Source organism: Escherichia sp. MOD1-EC6162, from assembly GCF_002965125.1.
Classification (GTDB): Bacteria; Pseudomonadota; Gammaproteobacteria; order Enterobacterales; family Enterobacteriaceae; genus Escherichia; species Escherichia marmotae.
Genome location: NZ_PTSB01000005.1, coordinates 155,876 through 173,087 on the forward strand (window position 1 = coordinate 155,876; position 17,212 = coordinate 173,087).

At 50.5% G+C, this 17,212-nt stretch carries 15 protein-coding genes; 6 read left to right on the top strand and 9 right to left on the bottom strand.

The genetic code is table 11. From position 1 onward, the window contains the following. Window positions 1-57: 57 nt before the first annotated feature. Window positions 58-510 carry a macrodomain Ter protein MatP gene (gene matP, locus A9587_RS06440; RefSeq protein ID WP_001516131.1) on the bottom strand — a complete coding sequence of 151 codons (453 nt, stop codon included), beginning with the start codon at window positions 508-510 and terminating at the stop codon, window positions 58-60. A gap of 187 nt (window positions 511-697) precedes the next feature. Here matP and A9587_RS06445 point away from each other — a divergent pair, with 187 nt between their 5' ends. Together A9587_RS06445 and fabA are read left to right on the top strand one after the other, a co-directional pair. Continuing rightward, window positions 698-2,458: an AAA family ATPase gene (locus tag A9587_RS06445; protein ID WP_000156540.1), complete on the top strand. Its 1,761-nt coding sequence runs from the start codon at window positions 698-700 to the stop codon at window positions 2,456-2,458. A gap of 68 nt (window positions 2,459-2,526) precedes the next feature. Continuing rightward, on the top strand, window positions 2,527-3,045 hold the full coding sequence (gene fabA, locus A9587_RS06450; RefSeq protein ID WP_000227927.1) for a bifunctional 3-hydroxydecanoyl-ACP dehydratase/trans-2-decenoyl-ACP isomerase: 519 nt from the start codon (window positions 2,527-2,529) through the stop codon (window positions 3,043-3,045). A gap of 69 nt (window positions 3,046-3,114) precedes the next feature. Here the strand turns inward: fabA and rmf are convergent, their stop codons facing one another. From rmf to rlmKL, 6 genes are all read right to left on the bottom strand, one after another. After that, the gene (rmf, locus tag A9587_RS06455; protein ID WP_000828647.1) at window positions 3,115-3,282 is read right to left on the bottom strand and encodes a ribosome modulation factor; all 168 of its coding nucleotides are present in this window, start codon (window positions 3,280-3,282) and stop codon (window positions 3,115-3,117) included. Between the two features lie 255 nt (window positions 3,283-3,537). Further along, window positions 3,538-4,101: a membrane integrity-associated transporter subunit PqiC gene (gene pqiC / locus A9587_RS06460; protein ID WP_001516130.1), complete on the bottom strand. Its 564-nt coding sequence runs from the start codon at window positions 4,099-4,101 to the stop codon at window positions 3,538-3,540. Further along, window positions 4,098-5,738, bottom strand: coding sequence for an intermembrane transport protein PqiB (gene pqiB / locus A9587_RS06465; protein ID WP_000445524.1), 1,641 nt, complete (start codon window positions 5,736-5,738; stop codon window positions 4,098-4,100). Before pqiB ends, pqiC begins: the two co-directional genes overlap by 4 nt. A gap of 4 nt (window positions 5,739-5,742) precedes the next feature. Further along, window positions 5,743-6,996, bottom strand: coding sequence for a membrane integrity-associated transporter subunit PqiA (pqiA, locus tag A9587_RS06470; RefSeq protein WP_000333137.1), 1,254 nt, complete (start codon window positions 6,994-6,996; stop codon window positions 5,743-5,745). Between the two features lie 201 nt (window positions 6,997-7,197). Next, a complete protein-coding gene (locus A9587_RS06475; protein WP_000053064.1) occupies window positions 7,198-9,105 on the bottom strand; it encodes an ABC transporter ATP-binding protein in 1,908 nt (635 codons plus the stop codon). An 11-nt stretch (window positions 9,106-9,116) separates the two neighbouring features. Beyond that, entirely contained in the window at window positions 9,117-11,225 is a 2,109-nt protein-coding gene (rlmKL, locus tag A9587_RS06480) for a bifunctional 23S rRNA (guanine(2069)-N(7))-methyltransferase RlmK/23S rRNA (guanine(2445)-N(2))-methyltransferase RlmL (protein WP_105263243.1), read from the bottom strand. Window positions 11,226-11,469: 244 nt separating this feature from the next. Here rlmKL and ycbX point away from each other — a divergent pair, with 244 nt between their 5' ends. After that, window positions 11,470-12,579, top strand: coding sequence for a 6-N-hydroxylaminopurine resistance protein YcbX (ycbX, locus tag A9587_RS06485; RefSeq protein WP_038355285.1), 1,110 nt, complete (start codon window positions 11,470-11,472; stop codon window positions 12,577-12,579). Here the strand turns inward: ycbX and zapC are convergent. Both zapC and pyrD read right to left on the bottom strand, forming a co-directional pair. Next, entirely contained in the window at window positions 12,576-13,118 is a 543-nt protein-coding gene (zapC, locus tag A9587_RS06490) for a cell division protein ZapC (protein WP_001220666.1), read from the bottom strand. The two genes, ycbX and zapC, sit on opposite strands and share 4 nt — an antisense overlap. A gap of 173 nt (window positions 13,119-13,291) precedes the next feature. Further along, window positions 13,292-14,302 carry a quinone-dependent dihydroorotate dehydrogenase gene (pyrD, locus tag A9587_RS06495; RefSeq protein WP_001516127.1) on the bottom strand — a complete coding sequence of 337 codons (1,011 nt, stop codon included), beginning with the start codon at window positions 14,300-14,302 and terminating at the stop codon, window positions 13,292-13,294. 236 nt (window positions 14,303-14,538) lie between these two features. On the opposite strand from pyrD, the gene ssuE reads away from it, so the two are divergent. The 3 genes from ssuE to ssuD are packed head-to-tail and all read left to right on the top strand — an operon-like array spanning window position 14,539 to window position 17,208. Continuing rightward, window positions 14,539-15,114 carry an NADPH-dependent FMN reductase gene (gene ssuE / locus A9587_RS06505; protein ID WP_001516126.1) on the top strand — a complete coding sequence of 192 codons (576 nt, stop codon included), beginning with the start codon at window positions 14,539-14,541 and terminating at the stop codon, window positions 15,112-15,114. Further along, complete coding sequence (locus tag A9587_RS06510) at window positions 15,107-16,066, top strand: sulfonate ABC transporter substrate-binding protein (RefSeq protein ID WP_105263241.1); 960 nt, start codon at window positions 15,107-15,109, stop codon at window positions 16,064-16,066. The genes ssuE and A9587_RS06510 overlap by 8 nt, the downstream gene beginning before the upstream one ends. Further along, on the top strand, window positions 16,063-17,208 hold the full coding sequence (gene ssuD / locus A9587_RS06515; protein WP_000055823.1) for an FMNH2-dependent alkanesulfonate monooxygenase: 1,146 nt from the start codon (window positions 16,063-16,065) through the stop codon (window positions 17,206-17,208). The genes A9587_RS06510 and ssuD overlap by 4 nt, the downstream gene beginning before the upstream one ends. Window positions 17,209-17,212: the final 4 nt, after the last annotated feature.

The following is a 17,212-nucleotide window of genomic DNA, read 5'->3' on the forward strand; positions in this document are numbered from 1 at the left end:
AACCCCGCTTCACGCGGGGTTTTTTTCGTCTTCAGTAAAGTAAATAATCTTTGCAAGTTATTCCTTACCCAGCAAGGCCTGCAAATCCTGCTTCAAAGAAGACATTTTATTCGCATATTTTTCTTTGTTTTCTGCATCTTCAATTAGCTGGACAATCGTTTCGGAAAGCGTTTTACCGCGACGCTGCGCAAGACCTGCCAGCCGTTGCCAGACAATAAATTCCAGATCAATTGATTTCTTACGTGTGTACTGATGTTCCGCATTAAAATGGCGTTTCCGTCTGGCCCGAATGGTCTGCTTCATGCGATTGACCAGCTCCGGATTCATATGCTTTTCAATCCAGCCATTAACATGCACGGGTTCATTTTCCAGCGATAGCAACACGTCAACGGCTTCCTGGGCGGCACTGGCTTCCAGGTAACGGGTGATTAACTCCCCTTCACGGTGTTTCTTCACCAGATACTTCCATTTCCAACCGCTTTCCAGATTTTCAAGTTGTTGATATTTCATAGCGATCTCAATGTTACCCTGTAACTCTTTACAGAATATCAGTTTTTTAACTGTGTGATGAAAAGAATCTCGCATCCTGTGATGCTTTAGCGTGAATGCCTGGTCTTTTGTCAGCGCTTTCCACGTGTGCTGAAGTGTCGGTTACGGTATAATCGCATCTTTGACAACAGACTAAAAAACATCAACTTTGACCATTACGAAACTTGCATGGCGTGACTTAGTCCCTGATACCGAAAGCTATCAGGAAGTATTTGCACAGCCACATTTGATTGACGAAAACGAGCCTTTATTCAGTGACATTCAACCGCGGCTGCAATTTGCGCTGGAACAGTTACTGCACGCCCGAGCATCATCCTCTTTTATGCTGGCGAAAGCCCCGGAAGAGTCCGAGTATCTGAATTTCATTGCCGATGCCGCAAGCACGCTACAAAGCGATGCAGGCCAACTGATGGGCGGTCACTATGAGATTTCCGGCCACACCATTCGCTTACGTAACGCCGTTAGCGCAAATGATAATTTCGCAACACTAACGCAAGTCGTCATTGCTGACTGGGTGGAAGCGGAACAACTCTTTGGCTGCCTTCGCCAGTTTAATGGCGACATTACCTTGCAACCAGGGCTGGTGCATCAGGCAAATGGCGGTATTTTAATCATCTCCTTGCGTACACTGCTGGCACAACCTCTGCTGTGGATGCGGCTGAAAAATATCGTCAAGCGCGAACGTTTTGACTGGGTAGCGTTTGATGAGTCGCGCCCCCTCCCTGTCTCTGTTCCTTCAATACCGCTGAAGCTTAAAGTCATTCTGGTCGGTGAACGCGAGTCATTGGCTGATTTTCAGGAGATGGAGCCGGAACTGTCTGAGCAGGCTATTTATAGTGAATTTGAAGATACCCTCCAGATTGTCGATGCGGGATCAGTAAGCCAGTGGTGTCGGTGGGTTACGTTTATCGCCCGACATAACCAGTTACCTGCGCCTGGTGCCGATGCCTGGCCTGTGCTTATCCGCGAAGCCACCCGCTACACAGGTGATCAAGAAACTCTGCCGCTTGGACCGCAGTGGATCCTGCGCCAGTGTAAAGAAGTCGCATCCTTATGCGAAGGCGATAGCTTTACCGGCGAGCAGCTAAACTTGATGCTACAACAGCGGGAATGGCGCGAAGGATTCCTTGCCGAACGGATGCAGGATGAGATCCTTCAGGAGCAGATCCTGATCGAAACCGAAGGTGAACGCGTTGGGCAGATTAACGCTCTTTCGGTTATCGAATTTCCGGGCCATCCGCGCGCTTTTGGCGAACCTTCTCGTATTAGCTGTGTTGTGCATATAGGCGACGGCGAATTTACCGATATCGAACGCAAAGCCGAGCTTGGCGGCAACATACACGCTAAAGGGATGATGATCATGCAGGCGTTCCTGATGTCGGAACTGCAGCTCGAGCAACAGATCCCTTTCTCGGCATCACTGACTTTTGAGCAGTCATATAGCGAAGTGGATGGCGATAGCGCCTCAATGGCTGAACTCTGCGCCCTGATAAGCGCCCTTGCCGATGTACCGGTGAATCAGAGTATCGCTATCACAGGTTCGGTGGATCAATTCGGTCGCGCCCAGCCAGTCGGCGGTTTAAATGAGAAAATTGAAGGTTTCTTCGCTATCTGCCAACAGCGTGAGTTAAGTGGTAAACAAGGCGTGATTATCCCTACGGCTAACGTTCGCCATTTGAGTCTTCACAGCGAACTGGTGAAGGCGGTTGAGGAAGGCAAATTCACAATCTGGGCAGTGGACGATGTCACTGATGCACTGCCTTTATTATTAAATCTGATGTGGGATGGCGAAGGCCAGACGACGTTGATGCAGACCATACAGGAGCGTATTGCGCAAGCATCGCAACAGGAAGGTCGTCACCGTTTTCCGTGGCCATTACGTTGGCTGAACTGGTTTATTCCGAACTGATCGGACTTGTTCAGCGTACACGTGTTAGCTATCCTGCGTGCTTCAATAAAATAAGGCTTACAGAGAACATGGTAGATAAACGCGAATCCTATACAAAAGAAGACCTTCTTGCCTCTGGTCGCGGTGAACTGTTTGGCGCAAAAGGCCCACAATTGCCAGCGCCGAACATGCTAATGATGGATCGGGTGGTCAAAATGACCGAAACCGGTGGCAACTTCGACAAAGGGTATGTTGAAGCAGAACTGGATATTAACCCGGATCTGTGGTTCTTCGGTTGTCACTTCATCGGTGATCCGGTAATGCCGGGATGTCTGGGCCTGGATGCCATGTGGCAGTTGGTAGGGTTCTACCTGGGCTGGCTGGGCGGCGAAGGTAAAGGCCGCGCACTGGGCGTAGGCGAAGTGAAATTCACTGGTCAGGTTCTACCTACGGCAAAAAAAGTGACCTATCGTATTCACTTTAAACGCATTGTTAACCGTCGCTTGATCATGGGTCTGGCAGACGGCGAAGTACTGGTTGATGGTCGTCTGATCTACACCGCCAGCGATCTGAAAGTTGGTCTGTTCCAGGATACTTCTGCATTCTGATTTAAATCAGGCTGCATATTAAAAGGCGAAACCTCCGCATTGCGGAGGTTTCTTTTTAAAGAGACAGAATCAGGCCATAACTACCCTGTCCGCCATGGCTTCTCGCCAGCCTCCCAGCCATTCTGACCTTTGATTCAGCGTCTGATAGGGACACATTTCTTTTGAGCGTCCGGCGATGCCGGCCTGATAACCACGTTGATGTGCCCGTTCCAGGCGATCTCGTTTTTGTCTCTTCATGCCTCGTTTCCCTCATACTGGTTTCTGGTGGAAAAGAAAACAGTGATTACTAAATGTGCAATCACAGTTAAGCAATACCGCGAATCATAACTGCCGTCAATGCGCAAAATTCACGCCACTGTCATATTTGTGAGCCACACGGACATGTTGGTTGTACAAAAAATGTGAAGAGGAACAAGTTTTTTACTGCGAATTGCACAAAAAAACCGCCTCTGGCAACATGCCGGAGACGGTTATATTTACAAATATTTATAATTAAGGTAGACGCTTTATCTCTTGCGCAATAGCAGCGGCTTCCTGACTCCAGACATTAGCCAGCACTTTGACCATTTCATCGTAACCATCCTGATTTTGTACCCCTTCCAGACGGAACGGCCGTTTGATCAGTTGTCCCTGGTGATTCAATAGCCACTCGCCACTGACAATAACCTTGCCATCATAGCGGCCGTTAAACTCAGTTACGGTTACGTTGAGCGTGTCCTGGGCGCTTCCCAAAGGCTGGGAGGCAACCACCCAACCGGGCAGTTGCGTACTCAGGTTGGCGACCAGGGTGTTGCGCAACTGTTGATCTAGTGGGCTGGCCCACAGGTTGTTGTTGGCAATCACATACTTCACATCGCTGGTTTGATAAACCACGCCATTCCCCGCCAGATAGTCAGGAACTGCGACCTGCTCTACCCATAACAGGCGATTACCCTGGCTGGCGGTACTTTGCGTACCGCTCTGCATAACAGGTAACTGGTAATAGTTTTTATTGATTTCGCCGGAGCTGCATCCGGCCAGCCACAGTGCCGCGATCGTCACTAGCCACTTTTTCATTGTTTCGCCCTCTTCGGCTCTGGATCTTTTTTGTCCTTCGCTTCAAATACCAGCGCGTTGCTCTTCTCATTGAGCGTTTTCAGCACTGGTTGCAATTCACGCAAGACCTGATCAAGACGCTGCATATCCGCCACCATCTTGTTGTAAGCTGCGGAGCCAGGCTGGAAGCCCTGCATACTGCGATTCAGCTCACGCAACGTTGACTGCATATCCGTCGGCAACTGCTGCATCGACTGGCTGGCCAGAATCTTGTTCATACTATCCAGCGTAGTTTGCAGGTTTTTCATCGTGCGCTGGCTTTCCGACAGCGTGCTGGTCGCCTGCTCAATCATCGGATTCAACGGAAGTTTGTTGATCTTATCCAACGCCTCCATCAGTCGCTGCTGGATTTGCGCCAGGCCGCCGCTAACGGTCGGGATAATCTGATAACCATTAAACTCTCGGATCCCAGTTATCGCTGGCGTATTCGGGTAGAAATCGAGATCAACATAGAGTGCGCCAGTAACCAGATTTCCGGTTTTCAGCGATCCACGTAAACCACGCTTCAACAACTCTCCGAGATGCTTAACGACATCCGCATTTTCGCCAAGCTGCATTTTCAGTCGTTCCGGTTCAATGCGAATGAGTACCGGAATACGGTAATCATCATTAAATGTCTGACGCATATTCGGCGCAAAGAAAGGCACCTTACTTACTGTACCCAGGCGAATACCACGGAATTCCACTGGTGCGCCAGGCTGCAGGCCGCGTACCGAATCTTTAAAGAACATCAGATAATCAATGTGATCGGTGTACAGCGAATCCTGAATGCTCTTCTGATCGTCATACAAAACGAATGCTGTTTTCGGTGCAACAGGCTGCCCTAAATCCAGCCCTTCAGGCACGTCAAAGCTGACGCCGCCGCTGAGTAGCGTTGTCAACGAACCCATCTCCACGCGCATTCCCGCTGACGTGAGATCAACCGCAATGCCACTGTCCTTCCAGAAGCGAACATTGCTGGTCACCAGTCGGTCGTAAGGCGCGTTAACAAAGAGCTGGTAACTAATATTACGTTTTTGGGTATCAAACGTGCTGGTTTCCACCGAGCCAACCCGAAAGCCGCGGAATAACACCGGATCCCCCGGAGAAAGTTGCCCGGCTTTTTTACTGTCGAGTATCACCCGAATCCCTTTCGCATCCGGCGGAGCCAGCGGTGGTGAATCAAGCAAATCGTATCTCGTCTGCTTGCCCCCTTTCGCCCCAGGCTGCAGCTCAATATAAACCCCTGACAGCAGAGTCCCCAGGCCGCTAATGCCCTCGCGACCAATCTGCGGTTTTACTACCCAAAAAACGGTATCTTTATGCAGCAGTTTTTCCATACCTGCGTTCAAACGCGCTTTGATTTCAACGTGCGTCAAATCATCAGCCAGTGTGGCGCTTTCAACCACGCCGACATCAACACTACGGCTTTTAATAGTGGTCTTGCCACCTTCTATCCCTTCCGCATTCGCGGTGATCAGGGTCACTTCCGGCCCCTGATGGCTGTAATGATAAAAAAGAACCCACGCTCCTATAAGCGCCGTGACGATAGGAAATATCCACACGGGAGACCAGTTCTTCACTTTCTGGATTTTGGCTTCCCCATTATTAGATTCCATACTGTCAGGACTCCTCATGCTCTGGTTCAGGTTGACGATCCCACGACAAACGCGGGTCAAACGTCATCGCAGAAAACATTGTCATAATGACGACTAAAGCAAACATTAATGCACCCATTGCCGGATAAATACTCATTAAACCTCCCATACGCACCAGCGCCGAGAGCACCGCAATCACGAAAACGTCAATCATTGACCAGCGGCCTACAAACTCAACAACTTCGTAAATCAAATGCATTCTTTCGCTGTCACGCTTGCCGTGTCCTTTGGCATCCCAGCACAACCAGCCAATGGCGATCATTTTTAAGGTCGGAACCATGATACTGGCCAAAAAGATAACCGCAGCGACCGGATAAGAACCTTCGCTCCACAGCAAGATCACCCCGGCGAGAATAGTCGACGGCATCTTTGAACCTAAAAAATCGGTCACCATGATGGGCAAGATATTGGCAGGGAGATACAGCATGATCGACGTAACGAGCAACGCCAGCGTCCATTGCAGACTGTTTTTACGTCGAACATACCCTTTGGTGCTACAGCGTGGGCACACCGGTTCATCGGCAGGAAGGATTGCTGTGCAACAAGAACAGGAGCGCAGCCCCTGGTTAATACCTGTCACCCCCGGTTTCAGCGGCTGATTCAGCGCAGGCATAGGAGCAATATCATCCCATAACCAACGGCGATCGACACACTGAAAGGCACGCAACTGAAGCACGCAGAACAAACACCAGGGAATAAAACTGCTGCCTACGCCAATGCTGCCATAAGCCATCAGTTTAACGAAACTCACCAGTACACCAGCGAGGAAAATCTCCGCCATTCCCCAGGTTTTAAGTTGAAAAAGCACCCGTCCTAAGTGCTCTTTCAGGCGAACTGGCAATTCCGCGCGGTTGACCAATAACAAAATAGTTATCAGGCAAAACGCAGGAACCAGTTGCACAAATAACAGAAAGAAAGTGCCAAGGCTGGCATAGTTTTCGGAAAACAACACGCCAGGAATTTCCAGCAACGTAATTTCGCTGGTTACCCCGGCGACGTTCATTTTCACAAAAGGAAACAGGTTGGACAGCAACAGCATAAACAGTGCAGCCAACGCGTATGCTGTGGGGCGCTGACGTGGGGCATCCCACGCAACAGTTAACGTCGTGCCACACCGGGGACATGCCGCTTTCTGACCATGCTCAAGGTGGGGTAACGCCACCAGCATGTCACACTGCGGGCACAAAATATGCTTCGCGGCATGATGATGTTCGCACATTGGTACTCCTTAATGATGCGCTATTTTACAGATTGCTGACAAAGTATTCGTTTATCATGCCGGATGCGGCGCGAGCGCCTTTTCCGACATGATAAATTGTACAAATCCAATAAATTGAGGTTTCCCTCATGCCTGATAAGCGTAGCGCATCAGGCAATTTATCTTTGTCATCAGCCTCTATATCAAACAACTGTTTTGCGATCAGCCACCATTTTTCAACGCTTCAAGATACTCCCAACGCTCAAAAGCTTGTTCCAGCTCCTGCTCAGCAGCAGCCAGATCGGCAAGCACTTTTTGCGTATGTTCATGAGACTGACTGAAGAAGGAGGCATCTGCCACCTGTGCCTGTAAGGCTTCCAGCTTTGCTTCCAGCTCTTCAAGTAATTGCGGGAGCTGTTCCAGTTCGCGCTGCAGTTTATAGCTTAGTTTGCTCGTGCTGCGTTTTACAGTTTCTGCTTTTGGCACAGGCACTTCTTCGGTTTTCTTCACCGCTGGTTGCTTAAGCGCCACATACTGTTCTTGCTGACCGCGAGCGTCGTGATAACCGCCAACATAACGACCGATTTTACCTTCACCTTCAAAGATCCAGCATTCTGTTACGGTGTTATCGACAAACTGACGATCGTGGCTCACCAGCAACACCGTGCCCTGGTAGCTGTCGATGAGTTCTTCAAGCAGTTCCAGCGTTTCGACGTCAAGGTCGTTGGTCGGTTCATCAAGGATCAGTAAGTTACTTGGTTTGAGGAACAGACGCGCCAGCAGCAGACGGTTACGCTCCCCACCAGAAAGTGCACGTACTGGCGTCATCGCCCGTTTCGGATGGAACAGGAAGTCCTGCAAATAGCCCAGCACGTGGCGTGGTTTACCGTTAACCATCACCTCTTGCTTACCTTCTGCCAGGTTATCCATCACCGTTTTATCGGGATCGAGTTCCGCACGATGCTGATCGAAATAAGCCACCTCCAGTTTCGTCCCGACATGGATGCGCCCGCTGTCTGGCTGAAGTTGCCCCAGCATCAGTTTTAACAACGTGGTTTTTCCGCAACCATTCGGGCCAATCAACGCAATTTTGTCGCCACGTTGCACCTGAGCGGAAAAATCTTTCACCAGTTGTTTGCCCTCAACCTGATAGCAAACATCTTCTATTTCAAAGACGATTTTACCGGAGCGGCTGGCCTCTTCGACCTGCATCTTCGCTGTGCCCATTACCTCGCGGCGCTGGCTACGTTCACGACGCATCGCTTTCAGGGCACGTACACGACCTTCATTACGGGTACGACGCGCTTTGATCCCCTGACGGATCCACACCTCTTCCTGTGCCAGCTTGCGATCGAACTCAGCATTTTGTAGTTCTTCCACGCGCAGAGCTTCTTCTTTTTCCAGTAAATACTGGTCGTAATTCCCAGGATAGGTCACCAGCTTACCGCGATCGAGGTCGACAATACGCGTCGCCATATTGCGAATAAATGAACGATCGTGGGAGATGAAAATTATCGTCCCGTTGAATGTTTTGAGGAAACCTTCCAACCAGTCGATAGTTTCGATATCCAGATGGTTGGTTGGTTCGTCGAGCAGTAATACGCGCGGATTGCTAACCAGCGCACGTCCTAATGCCGCTTTACGCAACCAACCGCCAGAAAGAGACGACAGCGCAGCATTGGGATCTAATCCCAATTGTGCCAGTACTTCGTTGATGCGGTTTTCCAGTTGCCACAGGTTATGGTGATCAAGCTGTTCCTGAACTTTCGCCAGTTCGTTAAGATTTTTCTCGCTCGGGTCATTCATCACCAGGCGTGAAATATCGTGGTAGCGTTTCAGGTATTCCGCTTGTTCTTCAATACCTTCAGCGACGAAATCATAAACGCTTCCCTCAACGTTACGCGGCGGATCTTGTTGCAGACGAGCAACGATTAAATCTTGCTCGTAAATAATGCGACCGTCATCCAGCCCCTGTTCACGGTTGAGGATCTTCATTAACGTCGATTTGCCCGCGCCATTACGGCCCACCAGACAAACACGTTCGTTATCTTCGATATGCAGCTCTGCATTATCGAGAAGTGGCGCGTCGCTGAACGACAGCCATGCGCCATGCATACTGATTAATGACATTACTATTCCTTTCAGGCTGCGGTAATCAGCCAGCAGTTGTGGATCTGGCGGTTACGGGCAAAATCCTGGGAAAGTGTTTTTTGCGTAATTTCTTGTGCTTTCAGCCCCAGTTTTGCCAGTCCGTCGAGATCCATACGAAAACCGCGTTTGTTGTTTGAGAACATAATCGTCCCCCCTGCGCGCAGCAGACGCTTCAGATCTTTCATCAGCGCCAGATGATCGCGCTGAACATCAAACGCATCTTCCATTCGTTTTGAGTTAGAGAAGGTTGGCGGATCGATAAAGATTAGATCGAACTGCTCATTAGCCTCACGCAGCCACGCCAGGCAATCGGCCTGAATCAGTCGATGCGCACGGCCAGTTAAGCCATTCAGACGCAGGTTGCGTTCTGCCCACTCCAGATACGTACGCGACATATCCACCGTAGTGGTGCTGCGTGCGCCGCCTAATCCCGCATGCACGGTGGCGCTACCGGTATAGGAGAAGAGGTTGAGGAAATCTTTGCCTTTGCTCATTTGACCGAGCATACGGCGTGCGATGCGGTGATCGAGGAACAGACCAGTATCGAGGTAATCCGTCAGATTCACCCATAAGTGAGCGTTGTATTCAGTGACTTCAAGAAACTCGCCTTTTTCGCCCAGTTTCTGATACTGATTTTTACCCTTCTGCCGTTCACGGGTTTTCAGCACCAGTTTGTTTGGCGCAATCCCCAATACCGAAATGGTCGCGGCGATAATATCGAACAGGCGCTGACGCGCTTTGTGCGCATCAATCGTTTTCGGCGGCGCATACTCCTGCACCACCACCCAGTCAGCATAGCGGTCAACGGCAACGTTGTATTCCGGCAAATCGGCGTCATACAGGCGATAACATTCAATCCCTTCCTGGCGTGTCCACTTCTCGAACTTTTTCAGGTTTTTACGCAGACGGTTAGCGTAATCTTCCGCCACCATCGCTGGTTTGCTGTCCGGAGTACTTTCGGCAACGTGGTAATTTTTCTGCACGCAGTCCAGCGGTCCGTTTTTCGCTTTGTACTGTTTGTCTGCGCGCAGTTGCAGGCAACTTAACAGATCCGGCGAAGCGCTGAATAAAGAGAGATTCCAGCCACCAAACTGGTTTTTCATGGTTCGACCCAGCAGGCTATGTAGCGCAATCAGCGCCGGTTCGCTGTCCAGACGTTCACCATATGGCGGGTTGCTCAGTACTGTACCGTACGGCCCTTTTGGCAGCGGATTGGTCAGTTGCGCGACATCTTTCACTTCAAAAGTAATCAGTTCGCCAATACCGGCGAGGCGGGCGTTAGTGCGTGCGCGTTGAATCACCCGCGCATCGCTGTCGGAACCGTAAAAATGAGAGCTGTATTCCGCCAGACCTTTACGGGCACGGGTCTGTGCTTCAGCTTTTACTTCCTGCCAGATGGCTTCGTCGTGCTGAGCCCAGCCGCTAAATCCCCAACGCCCACGGTGCAAGCCCGGTGCGCGGTCGGTCGCCAGCATCGCCGCTTCAATCAGCAACGTACCGGAACCACACATCGGATCGAGCAGTGGTGTTCCCGGCTGCCAGCCGGAACGCATTACAATAGCCGCCGCCAGGGTTTCTTTGATTGGCGCAATACCCGCACGATCGCGATAGCCACGCAGATGTAAACCGTCACCGCTTAAGTCGAGAGCAATGCTGGCGGTTTCTTTATTCAGCCAGACGTTAACGCGGATATCCGGCGTATCGCGATCAACATTCGGACGCGGCAGATTCTTACGCGTGAAAGCATCAACGATGGCATCTTTCACTTTCATCGCGCCATACTGGCTGTTACGGATGGTGTCATTCAAGCCGCTGAAGTGAACAGCGAAGGTCGCGCCTGGATTAAACATCTCTGTCCAGTTGATCGCCTGAACACCGAGATAGAGGTCTAAATCGCTGTAAACCTTGCACTCGCTCAGCGGCAACATAATACGCGAGGCCAGGCGGCTCCACATCAGGCTCTGGTAAACAAGCCGCGTGTCGCCCTTGAAATGGACCCCACCCTGAACCACCTGGCATTCAACGGCCCCCAGGTTTTCCAGTTCAGTTTTTAACAGCTCTTCCAGCCCACGGGCCGTACTGGCAAACAGAGAATTCATATCGTCACTTTTACTCTAAGAGCCTACCGCAGTAGGCGTAATTGTTGCAGTCAGTCAGGAGATGGGCAGCGCGGAGAAACCGGTGCGTACACGTAGTACCTAATGATTTCGGGCGCAGCCCAGGGCCGAACTGACAAATAAAATAGCCTATTGGTATAGGCTCTAAGAAAATTGTTGCGCATTATAGCTAATAAGTGCGTCATGTCATAAAGTTGAGGGCTTATTTTCATTTGAGGACCGCTCCGTGGCGACATTAACCCGGCTTTTTATTCATCCTGTTAAATCCATGCGCGGCATTGGTCTGACACACGCTCTTGCAGATATCAGCGGGCTGGCCTTCGATCGAATTTTTATGCTGACAGAACCCGACGGCACATTTATTACCGCCCGTCAGTTTCCACAGATGGTGCGCTTTACCCCCTCTCCCGTTCATGACGGTCTGCATCTCACTGCGCCCGATGGCAGCAGCGCGTGGGTACGCTTTGCCGATTTCGCCGTACAGGACGCACCAACGGAAGTGTGGGGCAACCATTTTACTGCACGTATTGCTCCAGCCACGATCAACACATGGTTAAGTGGATTTTTCTCCCGCGAAGTGCAGTTGCGCTGGGTGGGGCCGCAGATGACGCGGCGCGTAAAACGCCACAACACTGTACCCCTGTCATTCGCTGATGGCTATCCGTATCTACTCGCGAATGAATCCTCATTACGTGATGTACAGCAACGCTGTCCGGCAAGCGTCAAAATGGAACAATTCCGCCCCAATCTGGTTGTTTCTGGCGTGCCTGCGTGGGAAGAAGACACCTGGAAAGTGATTCGTATTGGCGATGTGGTGTTCGATGTGGTGAAGCCATGTAGCCGTTGTATTTTCACCACCGTTAGCCCGGAAAAAGGGCAAAAGCATCCGGCTGGCGAACCATTAAAAACGTTGCAATCTTTCCGTACTGCCCAGGATAACGGCGATGTCGATTTCGGTCAGAACCTGATTGCCCGCAACAGCGGTGTTATTCGTGTTGGCGATGAAGTGGAAATTCTGGCAACGGCACCGGCAAAAGCCTACGGCGCAGCCGCAGCGGACGACACTTTCCCAGCGACACAACAAGCGGACGCAAATGTAGATATCGACTGGCAAGGGCAGGCATTTCGCGGTAATAACCAACAGGTATTACTGGAACAATTAGAAAATCAAGGGATTCGTATTCCCTATTCTTGCCGTGCTGGCATCTGCGGAAGTTGTCGTATCCAGCTTCTGGAAGGCGAAGTCACCCCGCTGAAAAAATCAGCTATGAGCGACGACGGAACAATTCTTTGCTGTAGTTGTGTGCCGAAGAGTGCATTGAAACTGAAAGGTTAAACGGCTTGTTCAAGGCTGACGCTGTCATAACTCACGTGCGGTCTCAGCCTGTCATTCATAATTTTGATAGCGTCACCCAGTTGCATGGCGCGCCCGGCGATGACGACGCAAGGCTGTGCCAGCAGGCACAGTGCAGCATTTTCGCCAGATTCAATAACCAGTAAATTGACTTGCTCATTGGTGTCGCTTAACCAGACACAGGCTGCATCACCCGATACTGGTGCCCACATTTCGCCATGAGAAACAAAATGCCAGCTTTTCGGCATTTGCGGTTTGAGGTAACGAATCGCCACCAGCGCATTAAGCACCAGTTCGGCTTTTTGTTCTTTTGATAAGTTAAGGTCGCGGCATTTTTCTTCAAACGTGAAATAGAGCGCGGCGTCATCAACGCAAAATCCCGCAGGAGAAAAAGCATCCGGTGTCAGCATTTTACGAGCAAAACGTGAGCGAAATAGCATACCATTGGCTAAATCAAGCATCATTCGATCATGCTCTTCATCGTAATACCAACGCCAGTTATCATCTGGTTTAATTCGCATATGCCTCTCCTCTACCCTATAAATCTACCGCAACACATTCCATTGTCGCTTTGCTTAATAACCTCAACAAGAAAAGTACAAAATATCTAAATAAGTAACAGGAATGAATATAAAACAACCAGGGCTGAAAATAAAGCCCTGATTATCTTATAAAGAGAAAATGAAAGAAATAATTAGATATGGGTAATGATTTCTTTAATCAGCGGCGGGCCTTTAAAAATAAAACCAGAATAAATTTGCACCAGTGATGCACCCGCAGCAATCTTCTCACGGGCGGCGATGACCGAGTCAATACCACCAACACCAATGATTGGTAAACGGCCGTTTAATTCCTGCGACAAGCGGCGAATAATTTCTGTACTCTTTAATTGTAACGGGCGACCACTTAAACCACCGGTTTGCTCGCAATTTTTCATTCCCTGAACTAAAGAACGATCGAGGGTGGTATTAGTCGCAATAACACCATCAATATTATGGCGAACCAAACTATCGGCCACCTGGATCAACTCCTCTTCAGAAAGATCCGGCGCGATCTTCACTGCAATTGGCACATATTTATGGTGGATCGCCTGTAAATCATTTTGCTTATTTTTAATTGCAGTTAATAAATCATCCAGTGCTTCGCCATATTGTAAAGTGCGTAATCCTGGGGTGTTTGGCGATGAAATATTGATGGCAATATATCCCGCATAGGCGTAGATTTTTTCCATACAAATCAGATAGTCATCTTTACCCTGCTCTACCGGCGTATCTTTATTTTTGCCGATGTTAATTCCCAGAACACCGTCATAATGGGCTTTTTTAACGTTCTCAACGAGATTATCAACGCCGAGGTTATTAAAGCCCATACGGTTGATCAAACCTTCCGCATCCACCAGGCGAAAGAGACGAGGCTTATCGTTTCCTGGCTGTGGACGCGGGGTGACAGTACCGATCTCGATCGATCCAAATCCCATTGCACCTAAAGCGTCAATACACTCCCCGTCTTTATCAAGACCGGCAGCCAGACCAAGCGGGTTTTTAAAGGTCAGTCCCATGCAGTTAACCGGTTTCGCTGGAACGTTCTGCCGAACAAGTGCTTCAAACGGCGTTCCGGTAATGCGGCGTAATTGCTGAAAAGTAAATTCATGAGCGCGCTCAGGATCGAGCTGGAAAAGGGCTTTACGAACGAAGGGGTAGTACATGAACTCTCCTGGATTCCCGGTGTGCAAACCGGGGGCGTATTATGTGCGAGTTCAGCCAAAAAGGGAATTGACCTGCGGCAATAAATAGCAAACGTTTTCTTATTGCGCCTTTTTTATGCTTTTTTTGGCTTTCCTTCACCAGATAAATCATTTCGACTCACCAGCTCCCTCTGTCAGACTGACCCAATTGTTATCAATGTTAACGAAATAAGAACAATTAGTTATAAGGAGAGAGTATGCGTGTCATTACCCTGGCTGGAAGTCCTCGCTTTCCTTCTCGCTCCAGTTCATTACTGGAATATGCGCGAGAAAAGCTGAATAGCCTGGATGTGGAGGTTTATCACTGGAATCTGCAAAACTTCGCCCCGGAAGATTTGCTCTATGCACGTTTCGACAGCCCGGCCCTGAAAACTTTCACTGCACAACTGCAAGAGGCTGACGGGCTGATTGTCGCGACCCCCGTCTACAAAGCGGCTTATTCCGGGGCGTTAAAAACCCTTCTCGACCTGCTACCTGAACGCGCACTGCAAGGCAAAGTGGTTTTACCACTGGCAACAGGCGGCACAGTGGCTCATCTATTGGCGGTCGATTACGCACTCAAACCGGTACTAAGCGCTTTAAAAGCGCAGGAGATCCTGCACGGTGTGTTTGCCGATGACTCGCAGGTGATTGATTTCCAGCATAAGCCGCAATTCACGCCGAATCTGCAATCCCGTCTTGATGTCGCACTCGAAGCCTTCTGGCAGGCGTTGCACCGTCGTGATGTCCAGGTTCCTGATCTTTTCTCTCTACGAGGAAACGCCCATGCGTAACATATTTAAACTGGCGCTGGCGGGATTACTTAGCGTCACTACGCTCGCGGTTGCTGCGGAGTCTTCGCCTGAAGCGTTACGGATAGGTTATCAGAAAGGCAGCATCAGCATGGTGCTGGCAAAAAGCCATCAACTCCTGGAAAAACGCTATCCGCAAACAAAAATTTCATGGGTGGAATTTCCTGCGGGTCCACAGATGCTGGAAGCACTCAACATCGGCAGTATTGATCTTGGCAGCACGGGCGACATTCCACCTATTTTTGCCCAAGTTGCTGGTGCGGATTTGGTATACGTCGGTGTCGAGCCGCCAAAACCAAAAGCCGAAGTCATTCTGGTGCCAGAAAACAGTCCCATAAAAACCGTGGCTGAACTGAAGGGCCACAAAGTCGCATTTCAGAAAGGTTCCAGTTCGCACAACCTGTTACTACGCGCACTGCAACAGGCCGGGCTTAAATTCACCGATATCCAGCCCACTTACCTGACACCTGCTGATGCCCGCGCGGCCTTCCAGCAAGGTAACGTAGATGCCTGGGCCATCTGGGATCCTTACTACTCTGCTGCATTATTACAGGGTGGTGTGCGGGTATTAAAAGATGGTACTGGTCTGAATCAGACCGGGTCGTTTTATCTGGCGGCCCGCCCCTATGCAGAAAAAAACGGTGCCTTTATTCAGGGCGTACTGGAGACCTTTAGCCAGGCCGATGCGTTAACCCACAGCCAGCGCGAGCAAAGTATCACCTTGCTGGCAAAAACGATGAGCTTACCGGCACCGGTAATAGCCTCTTATCTTGGCCACCGTCCTCCCACCACCATCAAACCAGTGAGTGCCGAGGTTGCCGCTTTACAGCAACATACTGCCGACCTGTTTTATGAAAATCATCTGCTGCCGAAAAAAGTCGATATTCGCCAGCGCATCTGGCACCCCACTCAACTGGAAGGAAAACAATTATGAGTCTGAATATATTCTGGTTTTTACCTACGCACGGTGACGGTCATTATCTGGGAACGGAAACAGAGTCTCGTCCGGTTGATCACGGTTATCTGCAACAGATCGCGCAAGCGGCGGATCGTCTTGGCTATACCGGCGTGCTGATCCCTACGGGCCGTTCCTGCGAAGATGCGTGGCTGGTGGCGGCGTCGATGATCCCGGTTACGCAAAGGCTGAAGTTTCTTGTCGCCCTGCGCCCTGGTGTAACGTCACCTACCGTTGCCGCCCGCCAGGCCGCCACGCTCGACCGTCTGTCGAATGGCCGTGCGTTGTTTAACCTGGTAACAGGCAGCGATCCACAAGAACTGGCGGGAGACGGCGTGTTCCTCGACCACAGCGAGCGTTACGAAGCCTCGGCGGAATTTACTCAGGTCTGGCGACGTTTATTGCAGGGAGAAACTGTCGATTTCAACGGTAAGCATATTCATGTGCGCGGGGCAAAACTACTCTTTGCACCGATTCAACAACCTTATCCTCCGCTTTACTTTGGCGGATCGTCAGACGTCGCCCAGGATCTGGCCGCAGAACAAGTTGATCTTTATCTCACCTGGGGCGAACCGCCAGCACTGGTAAAAGAGAAGATCGAGCAAGTGCGGGCAAAAGCGGCCGCACATGGTCGCAAAATTCGTTTCGGTATTCGCCTCCATGTGATTGTCCGCGAAACCAACGACGAAGCGTGGCAGGCCGCAGAACGGTTAATCTCCCATCTTGATGATGACACCATCGCCAGAGCACAGGCTGCATTTGCCCGCACGGATTCCGTGGGGCAACAGCGAATGGCTGCGTTACATAACGGCAAGCGCGACAACCTGGAGATCAGCCCCAATTTATGGGCAGGCGTTGGTCTGGTACGCGGCGGTGCGGGGACGGCGCTGGTAGGCGATGGTCCGACAGTCGCCGCACGAATCAACGAATACGCCGCGCTTGGCATCGACAGTTTTGTCCTCTCAGGATATCCACATCTGGAAGAAGCGTATCGGGTTGGCGAATTACTGTTCCCACATCTGGATGTTGCCATTCCACAGATTCCCCAACCACAGCCATTGAACCTGCAAGGCGAAGCGGTAGCGAATGAGTTCATCCCACGTAATGTCGCGCAAAGCTAAGGAA